This window comes from Streptomyces sp. NPDC058864 (genome assembly GCF_042742985.1).
In the GTDB taxonomy this organism is placed as follows: domain Bacteria; phylum Actinomycetota; class Actinomycetes; order Streptomycetales; family Streptomycetaceae; genus Actinacidiphila.
The window spans coordinates 37,434-52,008 of sequence record NZ_JBHYMQ010000020.1 but is presented as its reverse complement, the minus strand read 5'-3'; the positions used below and the strand labels follow the sequence as shown (position 1 = coordinate 52,008).

The 14,575-nt window shown below is 73.2% G+C and carries 12 protein-coding genes and 3 tRNA genes; 11 read left to right on the top strand and 4 right to left on the bottom strand.

What is annotated here, in order from left to right; genetic code table 11:
• The first annotated feature begins 170 nt into the window (after positions 1–170).
• From ACFW3D_RS17870 to ACFW3D_RS17860, 3 genes are all read left to right on the top strand, one after another.
• Positions 171–1,850 carry a hypothetical protein gene (locus ACFW3D_RS17870; RefSeq protein ID WP_500505092.1) on the top strand — a complete coding sequence of 560 codons (1,680 nt, stop codon included), beginning with the start codon at positions 171–173 and terminating at the stop codon, positions 1,848–1,850.
• Positions 1,851–1,955: 105 nt separating this feature from the next.
• Positions 1,956–3,503, top strand: coding sequence for a N,N-dimethylformamidase beta subunit family domain-containing protein (locus ACFW3D_RS17865; RefSeq protein ID WP_500505091.1), 1,548 nt, complete (start codon positions 1,956–1,958; stop codon positions 3,501–3,503).
• Between the two features lie 69 nt (positions 3,504–3,572).
• Positions 3,573–4,469, top strand: a complete 897-nt coding sequence (locus tag ACFW3D_RS17860) for a phosphoribosylaminoimidazolesuccinocarboxamide synthase (RefSeq protein WP_500505090.1) — start codon at positions 3,573–3,575, stop codon at positions 4,467–4,469.
• Positions 4,470–4,591: 122 nt separating this feature from the next.
• Here ACFW3D_RS17860 and ACFW3D_RS17855 read toward each other — a convergent pair.
• The 4 genes from ACFW3D_RS17855 to ACFW3D_RS17840 all read right to left on the bottom strand — a co-directional run bounded on the left by ACFW3D_RS17855 (position 4,592) and on the right by ACFW3D_RS17840 (position 5,743).
• Positions 4,592–4,664: transfer RNA gene (locus ACFW3D_RS17855), tRNA-Gly, on the bottom strand.
• Positions 4,665–5,080: 416 nt separating this feature from the next.
• Positions 5,081–5,153: transfer RNA gene (locus ACFW3D_RS17850), tRNA-Gly, on the bottom strand.
• Positions 5,154–5,198: 45 nt separating this feature from the next.
• Positions 5,199–5,270 (bottom strand) — tRNA-Gly (locus tag ACFW3D_RS17845).
• Between the two features lie 155 nt (positions 5,271–5,425).
• Positions 5,426–5,743 (bottom strand): Lsr2 dimerization domain-containing protein, encoded by a 318-nt coding sequence (locus tag ACFW3D_RS17840; RefSeq protein WP_319138710.1) that lies wholly within the window; start codon positions 5,741–5,743, stop codon positions 5,426–5,428.
• 261 nt (positions 5,744–6,004) lie between these two features.
• On the opposite strand from ACFW3D_RS17840, the gene purS reads away from it, so the two are divergent.
• The 8 genes from purS (at position 6,005) to purF (ending at position 14,554) form a co-directional block, all read left to right on the top strand.
• Entirely contained in the window at positions 6,005–6,250 is a 246-nt protein-coding gene (gene purS, locus ACFW3D_RS17835; protein ID WP_089222639.1) for a phosphoribosylformylglycinamidine synthase subunit PurS, read from the top strand.
• On the top strand, positions 6,247–6,930 hold the full coding sequence (purQ, locus tag ACFW3D_RS17830; RefSeq protein ID WP_500505089.1) for a phosphoribosylformylglycinamidine synthase subunit PurQ: 684 nt from the start codon (positions 6,247–6,249) through the stop codon (positions 6,928–6,930). Before purS ends, purQ begins: the two co-directional genes overlap by 4 nt.
• Positions 6,927–9,176 carry a phosphoribosylformylglycinamidine synthase subunit PurL gene (gene purL / locus ACFW3D_RS17825; protein WP_500505088.1) on the top strand — a complete coding sequence of 750 codons (2,250 nt, stop codon included), beginning with the start codon at positions 6,927–6,929 and terminating at the stop codon, positions 9,174–9,176. The genes purQ and purL overlap by 4 nt, the downstream gene beginning before the upstream one ends.
• Positions 9,177–9,274: 98 nt before the next feature.
• Positions 9,275–10,117 carry a hypothetical protein gene (locus ACFW3D_RS17820; protein ID WP_500505086.1) on the top strand — a complete coding sequence of 281 codons (843 nt, stop codon included), beginning with the start codon at positions 9,275–9,277 and terminating at the stop codon, positions 10,115–10,117.
• 55 nt (positions 10,118–10,172) lie between these two features.
• Positions 10,173–10,376 carry a DUF4177 domain-containing protein gene (locus ACFW3D_RS17815; RefSeq protein ID WP_018558397.1) on the top strand — a complete coding sequence of 68 codons (204 nt, stop codon included), beginning with the start codon at positions 10,173–10,175 and terminating at the stop codon, positions 10,374–10,376.
• A gap of 47 nt (positions 10,377–10,423) precedes the next feature.
• Positions 10,424–11,221, top strand: a complete 798-nt coding sequence (locus tag ACFW3D_RS17810; protein ID WP_500505084.1) for a maleylpyruvate isomerase family mycothiol-dependent enzyme — start codon at positions 10,424–10,426, stop codon at positions 11,219–11,221.
• 29 nt (positions 11,222–11,250) lie between these two features.
• Complete coding sequence (locus ACFW3D_RS17805; RefSeq protein WP_500505083.1) at positions 11,251–12,930, top strand: hypothetical protein; 1,680 nt, start codon at positions 11,251–11,253, stop codon at positions 12,928–12,930.
• Positions 12,931–13,036: 106 nt separating this feature from the next.
• On the top strand, positions 13,037–14,554 hold the full coding sequence (purF, locus tag ACFW3D_RS17800) for an amidophosphoribosyltransferase (RefSeq protein WP_500505081.1): 1,518 nt from the start codon (positions 13,037–13,039) through the stop codon (positions 14,552–14,554).
• Positions 14,555–14,575 lie beyond the last annotated feature (21 nt).

Here is a 14,575-nt window from a genome sequence, read left to right as displayed (position 1 = left end):
CAAGGGGTGATGCCTTCGCCATCCTGCTGACGTGAGCCCCGAGCCCAACTACTGTGCCCGGCAAGCGCACTGTGGAACCCCGCGAGCACTGCACTATCGGCCCTACCGGCATTGCGGTGTCGGTGGGCGGTGCGACAGTGGGGGCATGCAGTCGCGTCAGCAGCTTGGGGGTGAGCACACCGTTGGCCGGGGAAGCAGGTGAGGGACACGCGCGGTCACGCGCGCTCGCCGTCCTGCGCATCCGCAGCGCCGCGCTGGCGGTCGCGCTGCTGCCCGCGGCGGTGGCGGTCGTCCTGCTGGTGGGCGGTGCGACGGGCCGCATCGTCGGCGACGCCTCCGAGGTGCTGCGCTGGGCGGTGGTCGCGGGCGCGCTGCTCGTGCTGCTGCTCGCGGCCGGTGTCGCGGCGGTGATCGTACGGGCCAGGCCGGCCGTGAGCCCGACCGTGGCCGTCTCCGAGGCGTCCGCCCCCGATCTGTACCGCATGGTGCGTGACCTGGCCGTCCGCCTGCAGGTGCCGGCCCCCTCGGCGATAGAACTGACCCCGGACTGCGACAGCTGGCTGGAGGACCGCACCCACCGGCGGCGGCGCAGCGCGCCCTCCGAGGCGCCCGCGCTGGTGATCGGATCGCCCTTCATGTGGTGGATGCGGGTCGCCGAGCTGCGCGCCCTGCTCGCCCCCGTCGTGGCGGGCACGGGCCCGGCCGCCGATCCGGACATCGCGGCCGCCCGCCGCTTCGTGCGCGGCCTGGACGCCGCCGTGGGCGTGGCCACCGCACCGCGGGAGTCATCGGTGGCGGGCTTCCTGCGCCGTCCCGCGTACGGCTTCCTGGGCTGGGTCGCCAAGCTCCTGCTGCGCGGCTGCCGGGCGCACGCGGCGGAGATGGAACGCGCGGTGGCGGCCTCCGCCTCCGAGCGGGCCCAGGCCGTCGACTACGGGCTGCGCATCGTCGCCCAGGAACAGGTGGGCCTGGCCTACGCGGGCTGGGACCGGCTGCTGACCCGGGTGGCACTGCCGGCCTGGCGCATGGGGCGCTGGCCGTCCCGGCTCGACGCGGGCGTGGTGGCGGCGCTGACCGAGCTGTCCCGGCGGGACCGGCTGGCCGAGGGCTTCGAGACCCGGCTCGGCGAGCGCCCGGCATGCGACCTGCTGGAGGAGCCCGGCACGGTGGACGAGGCGGCCTCGCTGCTCGCCGCCCGGCTGTTCCACGGCGGCCCGCAGCGCTCCGGCCCCGAGTGGTCCCCGGTCGGCTGGGACACCTACCCGCAGGAGGTCGTCGACCGCATCTGGCGCAGCGACGCCTCCCGCCTGGTCACCGTCCTGGACGAGGTGCACGAGCCCGCGGGGGTCACCGGGAGCCGGCGCATATCCGTGGCCTCCGGCGGGTCGAGGAGCGCGGTGGACGACTGCGACGAGCCGGGACGCGCGACCCTGGCCCGGGTGCTGGAGCGGCTCTCCGCGGGTGGCGGCGAGGAACTGGCGGCCCGCATCACCCGCCACGTCGCCCGTGAGGAGGCCGTGCGCGAGGAGACCGCGCGGGAGGAGTCCGCCGGCCAGGTCACGCCCGAGGGCGCCTTCACGCCCGTCTACCAGCTGCTCCCGCCACGGACCGGCCGCGAGCTGCTCACCGACCACGTGACCGCGATGATCTGCTGCGCCGCGGTGGACACCGCGGGCGCCACCCCCGGTCTGGACTGGCTGGACGGACCGGCCCTGCTGGTCGGCGGTGTGCGCCGGGGCGACCTGACCTGGCCGGTGCTGCGGCTGGTGGAGAACGGCGACGCCGCTCCGCTGCGTTCCTGGCTCAGTGCCGTGGGCGTGCGCCCCGAGAAGCCGATACGGCTCATCTGACGGAAAATTGGCGGGGTTTGTCCGCCCCGGCGTGAAATCCCGGCGACAATGCGCCACGAACAGTAACCAAGAGAGCGCATTGTGTGATGTGCTGGACGTGCGCACATGCACACCACCTCGGGGGACGACGAGGAGGGGACCATCGTGGTGAAGGAGCAGGTCCGCCGCTGGCAGTCCGGGGCACTGGCGCACGGGGTCACCGACCCCTTCGGGCAGGGCCCGGTGCCGTGGCTGCGCGGCGCGGTGCAGTATCTGGACGACACCGGCCAGGTCGTGCCGTGGTACGTCGACCTGGCAGCCAGCCGCGGGGAGCCCGGGGGTTCCCCGGGCGAGGCCGTGGGGCGCACGCCCCGCGTGCCCGGCCCGCGCGCGGCGGACGACGTACGGTGTCAGATCAAGGGCTTCGCGCCGGGCGCCTCCGTGGCCCCCGGCGATGCGATCGACTTCCGGATCACCGTCGACCCGCCGCAGAGCTACGGCGTCGACGTCTACCGGATCGGGCACTACGGCGGGGACGGCGCCGCCCAGTTCACCTCCAGCCCCCGGCTGTCGGGGATCGTCCAGCCCGCGCCGCTCGCCGCCGGGCGTACGGTCTCCTGCCACCACTGGTGGCAGTCCTGGCGGCTGCAGGTGCCCTCGTACTGGAAGCCCGGCGCCTATGTCGTCGTCCTCACCACGCAGGACGGCTACCGCAGCCACATCCCCTTCACCGTGCGCGACGACCGGCCGGCCGACCTGCTCCTGCTGCTGCCCGACGTCACCTGGCAGGCGTACAACCTCTACCCCGAGGACGGCCGCACGGGCGCCAGCCTGTACCACGCCTGGGACGAGAGGGGCCGGCTGCTGGGCGAGGAGGAGGCCGCGGTCACGGTCTCCTTCGACCGCCCGTACGCGGGCGCGGGGCTCCCGCTGCACGTCGGCCACGCCTACGACTTCATCCGCTGGGCCGAGCGCTACGGCTACGACCTGGCCTACGCCGACGCCCGCGACCTGCACGCGGGGCGGATCGATCCTTCGCGCTACCGGGGCATGGTCTTCCCCGGTCACGACGAGTACTGGACGGTCCCCATGCGGCGCGCCGTCGAGGCGGCCCGGGACGGCGGCACCTCGCTGGTCTTCCTGTCCGCCAACACCATGTACTGGCAGACCGAGCTGGGCCCCTCCCCGTCCGGCGACCCCGACCGGCTGCTCAGCTGCCGCAAGCGCCGCGGCTGCCCGCCGGGCCGCAGCGCCCTGTGGCGCGACATGGGTGAGCCCGAACAGCTGCTGATCGGCGTGCAGTACGCCGGCCGGGTGCCCGAACCGTCCCCGCTGGTGGTGCGGAACGCCGGTCACTGGCTGTGGGAGGCCACCGGCGCCGAGGAGGGCGACGAGATCCCCGGTCTGGTCGCGGGCGAGGCGGACCGTTACTTCCCGCGCACACCGCTGCCCGACTACATGGAGCGGATCCTGCTCGCGCACTCCCCGTACGAGGACTCGGCGGGCCGCCGGGCGCACCAGGAGACCTCCCTGTACCGGGCGCCGGGCGGGGCCCTGGTCTTCGCCTCGGGCACCTTCGCCTGGTCCCCGGCGCTGGACCGCCCGGGCCACGTCGACCCCCGCATCCAGCGCGCCACCGCCAACCTCCTGGACCACATCTGCAAGCACGGCTGACCCCGCGTCGCGCCCTCCGGGCACGGGTACGGGAGAATCGGGAGCCGAACCGCCGATCGGGGAGGACCCATGTCCGGATTCGTCCACAAGCCCGAGCCCGCGCAAGTGCCGGGCCTGGTGCACCTGCACACCGGCAAGGTGCGCGAGCTGTACCAGAACGAGGCAGGGGAGCTGGTGATGGTCGCCAGTGACCGGATGTCCGCGTACGACTGGGTGCTGCCCACCGAGATCCCGGACAAGGGCCGCGTCCTGACCCGGTTGTCGCTGTGGTGGTTCGACCAGATCGCCGACCTGGTGCCGCACCACGTGCTGTCCACCGAGCTCCCCGAGGGCGCCCCCGCCGACTGGGCGGGTCGGACGACGGTCTGCAAGCCGCTGGAGATGATCCCCGTCGAGTGTGTGGCGCGCGGCTACCTGGCCGGCTCCGGCCTGCTCGAGTACGACACCGACCGCACGGTGTGCGGGGTGACCCTCCCCGAGGGCCTGGTGGACGGCTCCGAGCTGCCCGCGCCGATCTTCACCCCGGCCACCAAGGCCGAGGTCGGCGAGCACGACGAGAACGTCAGCTACGAGGAGGTCGCCCGCCGGGTCGGTGCCGACACCGCGGCACAGCTGCGCCAGAGCACCCTCGCGGTCTACGGCCGGGCCCGGGACATCGCCCGCGAGCGCGGCATCCTCCTGGCGGACACCAAGTTCGAGTTCGGCTTCGACGGTGACGTGCTGACCATCGCCGACGAGGTGCTGACCCCGGACTCGTCGCGGTTCTGGCCCGCCGACCTGTGGGAGCCGGGCCACGCCCAGCCCTCCTACGACAAGCAGTTCGTCCGCGACTGGCTGACCTCGGCCGAGTCCGGCTGGGACCGCCGCAGCGAGCAGCCCCCGCCGCCGCTGCCGGAGCGGGTGGTGGAGCAGACCCGCGCCAAGTACATCGAGGCGTACGAGCGGCTCACCGGCCTCAGCTGGTAGCCCACCACGGCCCGCGGCCCCGCCGGTTCTCCCGACCGGCGGGGCGACCGGACGACGCCGGACGGCCCGTCCGCCCCAGGAACACCGAAGGCCCCGGTCGTCACGACCGGGGCCTTCTCTTGAGCGGACGACGAGGCTCGAACTCGCGACCTCAACCTTGGCAAGGTTGCGCTCTACCAACTGAGCTACGTCCGCCTGCTCCGCGCGTTCCCGTGCGGTGCGTCATCCACTATAGCCAACCCGCGGGGCCTTGGGCACACACCCCGCCGCGGCGGGTTCCCCGCGTCGTGTCCTGCCCTGCTCGCGCACCGCTCGCGACGGGGGCGCGGTGCGGGCGAGGACCTCGGCACGGACCTTCGGGCGGGCCCTCTCGCGTTCCCGGGCGTACGGCCAACTGCGCTTCCGCGGCGGGCCGCAGGGGCCCGCCGCGGCGCGCGGACGCACGGTGCGGGACCGGCCCCGGAGCGCGGGAGGGCGCCGGGCGGCGGCGATCACGGCGTGCCGAAGCGGGAGTTCGGGTGCCCGCCCTGTGGGCACGGTCACACCACCGGTGCCGGCCGGGAACACGAAGAAGGCCCCGGTCGGTGATCCGACCGGGACCTTCTTTCAAGAGCGGACGACGAGATTCGAACTCGCGACCCTCACCTTGGCAAGGTGATGCTCTACCAACTGAGCCACGTCCGCACGGCGACTACTCTACCCGATCCTCAGGACCGGTCGAGCAATCAGAGCGGGTGACAGGGATCGCACACTGCGCCTTCCCCCTGGAAGGAGGATGTTCTGCTACTGAACTACACCCGCGTGGCCCGGGAGCCCGGCCTTTCGGCCTGCCCTCGGCGTGCTCCAGACTCTAGCGGATCAACGGGGGTGGCTGTCCAATCGATTCTTCCGGGTGATTCCCGGGCGGTGTCCCGGCCCGGGAATCACCCGGGCGGGCCGGGACACCGCGGCCGGGCTCAGCCGGCCTCGGCGTACGCCTCGTAGAGCTTCTTGGGGATGCGGCCGCGCGGCGGCACGTCGAAGCCCCGGGAGAGCGCCCAGGCGCGTACCGCGGCCGGGTCGGGGGCGAGCGAGGTGTGCTTGAAGGCCTTGCCGAGCCTGCTGCGGCGACGGCCCGCCTCGACGTACGGCGCGAGGGCCTCGCGGAGCTGCTCGGCGTTCCCGGCGGACAGGTCGATCTCGTACGACTTCCCGTCGAGGCCGAAAGAGACCGTTTCCGCCGCTTCACCGCCGTCGAGGTCGTCGGAGAGCGTGACCACTACGCGCTGCGCCATGGATGCCGGTCCTTTCAATGGAGAAGGCCTGGGGCCTGCGTTGGCCCCGTTGTTGTACCGAAGTCACGGGGCCGGGGTCAATGCTTTTCCAATTACCGGTCACCTCTTTTTCGCCACAACCGCTCGGCCATTTCCTCCGGGTGTCCCGGCGGCAATCCGGCGAGCGGATATTACGTGACCATTCTGGAATATCTACCCGCGTAGATTTTTCGGCGGGGTACGGTGGGGACATCTCACCGCAGCACACCACCGGGAGTGACCGTGGCACGCGTCGTAGTCGACGTCATGCTCAAGCCGGAGATCCTCGACCCGCAGGGCCAGGCGGTGCAGCGAGCGCTGCCGCGTCTCGGGTTCGAGGGAATCGCCGACGTCCGCCAGGGCAAGCGTTTTGAGCTCGAACTGGAGGGTCCGGTCGACGACGCCGCCCTCGCCCGTATCCGCGAGATGGCCGAGACCTTCCTCGCCAACACCGTGATCGAGGACTTCACCGTGAAGGTGGAGTCGTGACCGCACGTATCGGTGTCGTCACCTTCCCCGGGACGCTCGACGACCGGGACACCCAGCGCGCGGTCCGCGTCGCCGGCGCCGAACCGGTGCCGCTGTGGCACCGTGACAAGGATCTCCACCAGGTGGACGCCGTCGTCCTGCCCGGTGGATTCAGTTACGGCGACTATCTCCGGGCCGGGGCGATTTCCCGCTTCTCGCCCGTGATGGAGTCGATCATCGCCGGTGCCAAGGACGGTCTTCCGGTCCTCGGTATCTGCAACGGCTTCCAGGTGCTCACCGAGACGCATCTGCTGCCGGGCGCGATGCTCCGCAACAATCACCTGCACTTCATCTGCAGGGACCAGAAGCTGCGCGTCGAGAACAACTCGACGTCCTGGACCGCCGATTACCAGCAGGGCCAGGAGATCAGCATCCCGCTGAAGAACATCGACGGCCGCTACGTCGCCGACGAGCACGTCCTCGACGAGCTGGAGGCGGAGGGCCGCGTGGTGTTCCGCTACGCGGACTGGAACCCCAATGGCTCGCTCAGGGACATCGCCGGCATCACCAACGCCGCGGGCAATGTCGTGGGCCTCATGCCGCACCCCGAGCACGCCGTCGAGTCGCTGATCGGGACCGGCCGCACCGACGGCCTCGGATTCTTCACCTCGATCCTCAAGAAGCTGGTTCACGCGTCATGACACTCGATTCCGTGAAGCACGCCACCGAGACTCCGGACACCGAGCAGCCGTGGGCCGAACTCGGCCTGAAGCAGGACGAGTACGAGCGCATCCGGGAGATCCTCGGCCGCCGTCCCACCGGTGCCGAGCTCGCCATGTACTCCGTCATGTGGTCCGAGCACTGCTCGTACAAGAGCAGCAAGATCCACCTGCGCCAGTTCGGCGAGAAGGCCCCCGCCAACGACGCCCTGCTGGTCGGCATCGGCGAGAACGCCGGCGTCGTGGACGTCGGCCAGGGCTACGCGGTCACCTTCAAGGTCGAGTCGCACAACCACCCCTCGTACATCGAGCCCTACCAGGGGGCTGCCACCGGCGTCGGCGGCATCGTCCGCGACATCCTCGCCATGGGCGCCCGCCCGGTCGCCGTCATGGACCCGCTGCGCTTCGGCGCGCCGGACCACCCCGACACCAAGCGCGTCCTGCCGGGCGTCGTCGCGGGCGTCGGCGGCTACGGCAACTGCCTGGGCCTGCCCAACATCGGCGGCGAGGTCGTCTTCGACGCCTGCTACCAGGGCAACCCGCTGGTCAACGCGCTGTGCGTCGGCGTGATGAAGCACGAGGACATCCACCTCGCCAAGGCCTCCGGCGCCGGCAACAAGGTCATCCTCTACGGCGCCCGCACCGGCGGCGACGGCATCGGCGGCGTCTCCGTGCTCGCCTCGGAGACCTTCTCCGACACCGGCCCGGCCAAGCGCCCCGCCGTCCAGGTCGGCGACCCCTTCCAGGAGAAGCTGCTCATCGAGTGCACCCTGGAGATCTTCAAGGAGAAGCTGGTCGCCGGCATCCAGGACCTCGGCGGTGCCGGCCTGTCCTGCGCCACCTCCGAGCTGGCCTCGGCCGGCTCCGGCGGCATGCGGGTCGAGCTGGACACCGTGCCGCTGCGCGACGCGACGCTCTCGCCGGAGGAGATCCTCATGAGCGAGTCGCAGGAGCGCATGTGCGCCATCGTCGAGCCGCGGTACGTCGACCGCTTCCTGGAGATCTGCGAGAAGTGGGACGTGATCGCCACCGTCATCGGTGAGGTCACCGAGGGCGACCGGCTGGAGATCTTCTGGCACGGCGAGCAGATCGTCGACGTCCCGCCGCGCACCGTCGCCCACGAGGGCCCGGTGTACGAGCGCCCCTACGCCCGCCCCGCGTGGCAGGACGCGCTGCAGGCCGACGACGCCAACAAGCTGCCGCGCCCGGCCTCCGGCGAGGAGCTGCGCGCCCAGGTCCTGACGCTGGTCGCGCACCCGAACCAGGCCTCCAAGGCGTGGATCACCGACCAGTACGACCGCTTCGTGCAGGGCAACACCGTGCTGGCGCAGCCGGAGGACTCCGGCATGATCCGCATCGACGAGGACACCAACCTCGGCGTCGCGGTCGCCACCGACGGCAACGGCCGCTACGCCAAGCTCGACCCGTACACGGGCGCGCAGCTGGCGCTCGCCGAGGCGTACCGCAACGTCGCCACGACCGGCGCCAAGCCGCTGGCGGTCTCCGACTGCCTCAACTTCGGCTCGCCCGAGGACCCGGCCGCGATGTGGCAGTTCGCCGAGGCCTGCCGCGGTCTCGCCGACGGCTGCCTGGAGCTCGGCACGCCGGTCACCGGCGGCAACGTCTCGCTCTACAACCAGACGGGCGACGTCGCCATCCACCCGACGCCCGTCGTGGCGGTGCTCGGCGTGATCGACGACGTCACGCGCCGCACCCCGGTCGCCTTCAAGGACCAGGGCCAGCTGCTCTACCTGCTGGGCGACACCAAGGAGGAGCTGGGCGGCTCCGCCTGGTCCCAGGCGGTCCACGACCACCTCGGCGGACTGCCGCCGGCCGTGGACCTGGAGCGCGAGAAGCTGCTCGGCGAGATCCTCATCTCGGCCTCCCGGGACGGCATGGTCGACGCGGCCCACGACCTGTCGGACGGCGGGCTGATCCAGGCCGTCGTCGAGTCGTGCCTGCGCGGTGGCAACGGCGCGCGGCTGGTCGTGCCGGACGGCCTCGACCCGTTCGTGTTCCTCTTCTCGGAGTCGGCGGGCCGGGCGGTCGTCTCGGTGCCGCGCAGCGAGGAGCTCCGCTTCACCGACATGTGCGGTGCGCGCGGTCTGCCGGCGACGCGGATCGGTGTCGTCGACGGCGACGCGGTCGAGCTGCAGGACGAGTTCGCCATCGCACTGGACGAGCTCCGCACGGCTCACGAGGGTACGATCCCGGCCCTTCTGGCCTGATCCGTCCGCCCTCCGCACGCGCCCCCGTGCCGCCAGGCGCGGGGGCGCTTTGCCGGGGCCCGTGACCGCGCCACGGCGGTTGGCCCCATACTCCTGGCGTGAGCGAGCGCGATACCCCCGGCGAACTGCCCCGGTGGCGCGGCCGTGACGCCGCGCGCTGGGCGGCGTGCCGTCCCGCCGCGTGGGCCCGCCCGCGCTGGGGCGCCCTGGCACTCGTGGCGGCCGCGGCCGCCACGGCCGTTGCGGCCCCGGAGGCATTCGGGGCGGCGCACTACGGGCTGGCCGCCGTGCAGTTGTACTGGCTCTTCAGGCTGCCCGGACTCACGCTCGTGACGGTGCCGGTGCTCGCAGCGCTCCTTCTCTGGCGCGTGGAACCGCAGGCCGCGGTCCCCGCCGTCGCCGCGCTGCTGGTGTGCTGGGGCGGTGCCCGGCACCGTACGGGGGTCCGCCGCAGGCAGCGGCTGCTCGCGGCCAACGCCGCCCATGGCGTACGGCTTCCGCTCCCCGAGCCCCTCGCACCGCTGCGCCGGGGCCTCGCCGGCATCGCGTCCGGGCTGCTGCTGTGTGCGGCCGCCGTCCCGCCGCAGACCCGCCTGCCGGCACTGGCCGGCGTCGCGCTGCTCGCCGTGGGCGTGGCGGCCCGGGTGCGCGCGGGCGCCCTGCGGCGCGGCGGGCAGCCGGTGCTGCGCGTGCTGACCCGGGAGGACGAGGACGCCCGGACATGGGTGTTCGCGGCCGACGACCACGCGGGCCGCAGGCCGCTGTTCTCCTGCCCGGTGGACCCGGAACCCGAGCCGCCGTCCGGCTCCCGCGGCGACGCGCTGCGGCCCTCCCTGCTGTTCGGGGCACCGTACGAGGGCGCCGAACTGGTGCTGCTGTCCGCCGACTCCGAGGGCGGCACCCTCGTCGACCGGGCGGCGGGACCGGTCCGGCCCGCGTAGCCCGGCGGTACTACTGTGCGTTCCGCAACCACCGGTACGACAAGGGGTGTCAACGATGCACGAGTACAAGGTCGTCAGCTTCCGCGAGTCACTGATAGGCGACGCCATCGACGACGACAAGCTGGAGAAGACGCTCAACAAGCACGCCGAGGACGGCTGGCAGCTCAAGGCCATCACCTCGGCCGACGTCAAGGGCCGCATCGGCCCGGGCGCCGTGCAGGGGCTGCTGCTCACCTTCGAGCGCCCGCGCCAGGCCTGACCGCCGGGGTCGGGGTGCGGGCCTGGCCCGGCGCGTAGGCTGTGGGCATGCCGCCCACCGCCCGCAAGGCCCGCACCTACGACCCCGCCAGGACCCGGGCCGCGCTCACCGCGCAGGTCGGCCACGTCCTGGAGGCCGCCCGCGGTCTGACGCGGGATCAGCTGGCCGCACCCTCCGGGCTGCCGGGGTGGGACGTGCACACCCTGGTGGTGCACGTCGCCCGGCAGGTGGAGGCCGTCGCCCGGGTGCTGACCGCGCCCGCCCCGGCCAAGGCGGACCTCGACCTCGCCACGTGGGCCCGCTCCACGGCGCGCATCGCCGGCCCGCTGGACGCCGACACCCGCGAGGCCGCCGCGGAGAGCACCGACGCCGCCGCCCGCCTCGAGGAGGCCGCCCACGGGCTCGCCGGGGTGCTGGACGAGGCGGTGGCGCCCGAGCGCCTGGTGGCGATCACGCTCGGTGCGATGCGGTCCACGGACTTCCTGGTGACCCGGCTCGTCGAACTGGTCGTCCACAGCGACGACCTCGCCCGGGCGACGGACGTGCCCGTCGCGCTGGAACGGCAGGCCGTCGCCGCCGTCGTACGGCTCCTCGCGGACACCCTCGCCGTCGCGGTGCCCGGCAACTCCGTCGAGGTCCGCGTCCCGCCGTACGCGGCCGTGCAGTGCGTGCCCGGGCCCCGGCACACCCGGGGCACCCCGCCCAACGTCGTCGAGACGGACCCGCTGACCTGGATCCGCCTCGCCACCGGCCGTACGTCCTGGGCCGACGCCCTCGCCGCCGCGGCGGTCTCCGCGAGCGGCGAGCGCGCCGACCTGGCCCCGTACCTCCCCCTGCTGGGTTGAGGCGGCCGGGGCGCCCCGATAATGCGCCGGTGACCTCGACGACCGCACCGGCCGGCATGCCGGCCCGCCCATGGCTCGCCGCCGATGCCCGGCGCTGGGCCGCCGCGCGCCCGCCCGGCTGGGCGCGGCCGGTCTGGTCCGCGGTGACGCTGATGGTGGCGGTGCTCGCGGCGGTCGTCCCGGTCGGGTGGGACCCGGTGTGCACGGTGGCGGCGCCCTGCGGACCGATGTGGCTGTACGCGATCGGCGCGATCGGCTTCTTCGTCCACGTGGCGTGGCTGTTCCTGCTGCCCGAGGCGGCGCTGCTGTCCGCTCCCCTGCTGCTGCTCTGGATGACCGATCCCGCCTTCCGGGCCGACGGCGGGGCCGGACGGGCCGTGGACGCGGCGGTGGTGGCCGCGCTCTGCTGGGGCTGGGCCGCGGCCTTCGTACGGCTGCGGGTGCGCCGCCGGCAGCGCGCGCTGGCCCTGGGGGCCGCGGGAGGGGTGCTGCTCCCGGTGCCGGAGCGGGCCGCGCCGGTGCGGCGGGGCATGGTCCGGATCGCCGCAGGTCTGGCGGGCCTGGTGGTCGCGGCGGTCGCCGCCGGCATCGCGGTCTCCGGGGACCGGGCGGACCGGGCGCACGCGGCCGCGGCCGTCCGCGTGGAGGCGGTCGTCGTCGCCAACGGCGCCGAGGACCACGTCGTCGCCCGCTTCGGCGACGGCACCCCGCACCGCGTCGGGGTGATGTGGCCGGAGGACCACGAGCGCGGCTCCGGGCTGTCCGTACTCGTCGACGGGGAATGGCGGCGCTTCGCCGCGGAGCCCTACGAGGACCGCACGGGGCTGCAGCTGCTGACGCTCACGGCGGGCGGCGCCGGTGCCACGCTGCTGCTGTCGGGGGCGGTCGCCGCGGTCCGGGTCCGGTCGCTGCGCCGTCGGCCCGCACCCGTGCTCCGGGTGCTGTGCGACCGCGAGGACGGTCGCACCGTGATCCGGCCGGTGGACGGCGCCGCGGGTCCGCCGGTCCTGGCGTACCGCGCGGCCGGGCCCGGCGCGTGGGCCCGCGGCGAGTGCGTGCTCTTCGGCCTGCCGGCCGAGGGGGCGGAACTGGTGCTGGTGGGCGCCACGGCCTCCGGCGACGTCCTGTTCGCCACGTCGGACTCACCGGCGCGGCGGTGGACGGAGCCGTCCCCCGACGACGAACGGCAGGGGTCCGGCGAGCACCGCCGGGAGGCGGAGGCACGGGTCGCCGAGGCGGCGGCCGGCATGAAGCCCGCCACCGCCCCCGTCAGCTGGCACGGCGGTGCGGCCGGCCGCACCCTGGGTGCGCTGCTCCTGCTGGGCATCCTCGTCTTCCAGATGGGCTCCGACGCGGCCTCCGCGTTCTCCGGCGGGGACTGGTGGCACCTGCCGCTGTCGGTCCTGGGCAGCCTGTGGCTCGCCGACAAGGCGGTGTCCATGATCACCTGGCGGATCACCGCCGGTCCCGACGGCCTCGCGGTCCGCCGGTACCTGCGTACCCGGCAGGTTCCGTGGGCCGACGTGACCCGGGTCGTCCGCACTCCGGAGGGCCGGCTGGTCGTGCGCCGCGTGAGGGGTCTGGAGGACCTCCCGCTGGGGGCCGTCGCCTTCCCGTGGTGGGAGCGGAGGCGGCGTCGCCCGTCCCCCGCGACACGCGCCGCGGCCGAGCTGACGGCCATGGTCCGCGACCCCGGACTGCGTCCCTAGACCAAGGTCACATGGCCAAGCGCCCCATGGGTTTACGCGCATAGAACGCGCTTTTGTCGGGTTCCCTCGTTCGGACGACGCCGGAACCTGCCCTAGACTCGGTGCCGTGCCACGTGGTGACGGACGACTCAACCACGACCTGCTCCCCGGCGAGAAGGGCCCCCAGGACGCTTGCGGCGTCTTCGGTGTCTGGGCCCCCGGCGAAGAGGTCGCCAAACTCACCTACTTCGGGCTGTACGCCCTGCAGCACCGCGGACAGGAGTCCGCGGGCATCGCAGTGAGCAACGGCTCCCAGATCCTGGTCTTCAAGGACATGGGCCTGGTGTCCCAGGTCTTCGACGAGACCTCCCTAGGTTCCCTGCAGGGCCACATCGCGGTCGGGCATGCCCGTTACTCGACCACCGGCGCGTCGGTCTGGGAGAACGCCCAGCCCACCTTCCGCGCCACGGCCAGCGGGTCCATCGCCCTCGGCCACAACGGCAACCTGGTCAACACGGCCGAACTGGCCGAGATGGTGGCCGCCCTGCCCCAGGGCAACGGCCGGGCCACCAAGGTCGCCGCGACCAACGACACCGACCTGGTGACGGCGCTGCTGGCCGGACAGGTGGACGCGGACGGCAAGCCGCTCTCCGTCGAGGAGGCCGCCCGCCAGGTGCTGCCCGAGGTCCAGGGCGCCTTCAGCCTGGTCTTCATGGACGAGCACACGCTCTACGCGGCCCGCGACCCGCAGGGCATCCGCCCGCTGGTCCTCGGCCGTACCGAGCGCGGCTGGGTGGTCGCCTCCGAGACCGCCGCCCTCGACATCGTCGGCGCCAGCTTCGTCCGTGAGATCGAGGCCGGCGAGCTGATCGCCATCGACGAGAACGGTCTGCGCGCCTCCCGCTTCGCCGAGGCCAAGCCCAAGGGCTGCGTCTTCGAGTACGTCTACCTCGCCCGCCCCGACACCGACATCGCGGGCCGCAACGTCTACCTCTCCCGGGTCGAGATGGGCCGCCGGCTGGCCAAGGAGGCCCCGGTCGAGGCCGATCTGGTGATACCGACCCCGGAGTCCGGCACGCCGGCCGCGGTCGGCTACGCCGAGGCGAGCGGCATCCCGTACGGCTCGGGCCTGGTGAAGAACTCGTACGTGGGCCGGACCTTCATCCAGCCCTCGCAGACCATCCGGCAGCTCGGCATCCGCCTGAAGCTCAACCCGCTCAAGGAGGTCATCCGGGGCAAGCGCCTGGTGGTCGTGGACGACTCGATCGTCCGCGGCAACACCCAGCGCGCGCTGGTCCGGATGCTGCGCGAGGCGGGCGCCGCCGAGGTCCACATCCGGATCTCCTCGCCGCCGGTGAAGTGGCCGTGCTTTTTCGGCATCGACTTCGCCACCCGCGCCGAGCTGATCGCCAACGGCATGACGGTCGAGGAGATCGGCAAGTCGCTGGGCGCGGACTCGCTCGCGTACATCTCCATCGACGCGATGGTCGAGGCGACCACGATCGCCAAGCCCAACCTCTGCCGTGCCTGCTTCGACGGCGAGTACCCGATGGCGCTGCCGGACCCGGAGTTGCTGGGCAAGCAGCTGCTGGAGACCGAGCTGGCCGGCGGCCCCGACGCGGCCGACGCGCTCCGTCGCCCGTAAGCATTCGACGCAAGGACACAA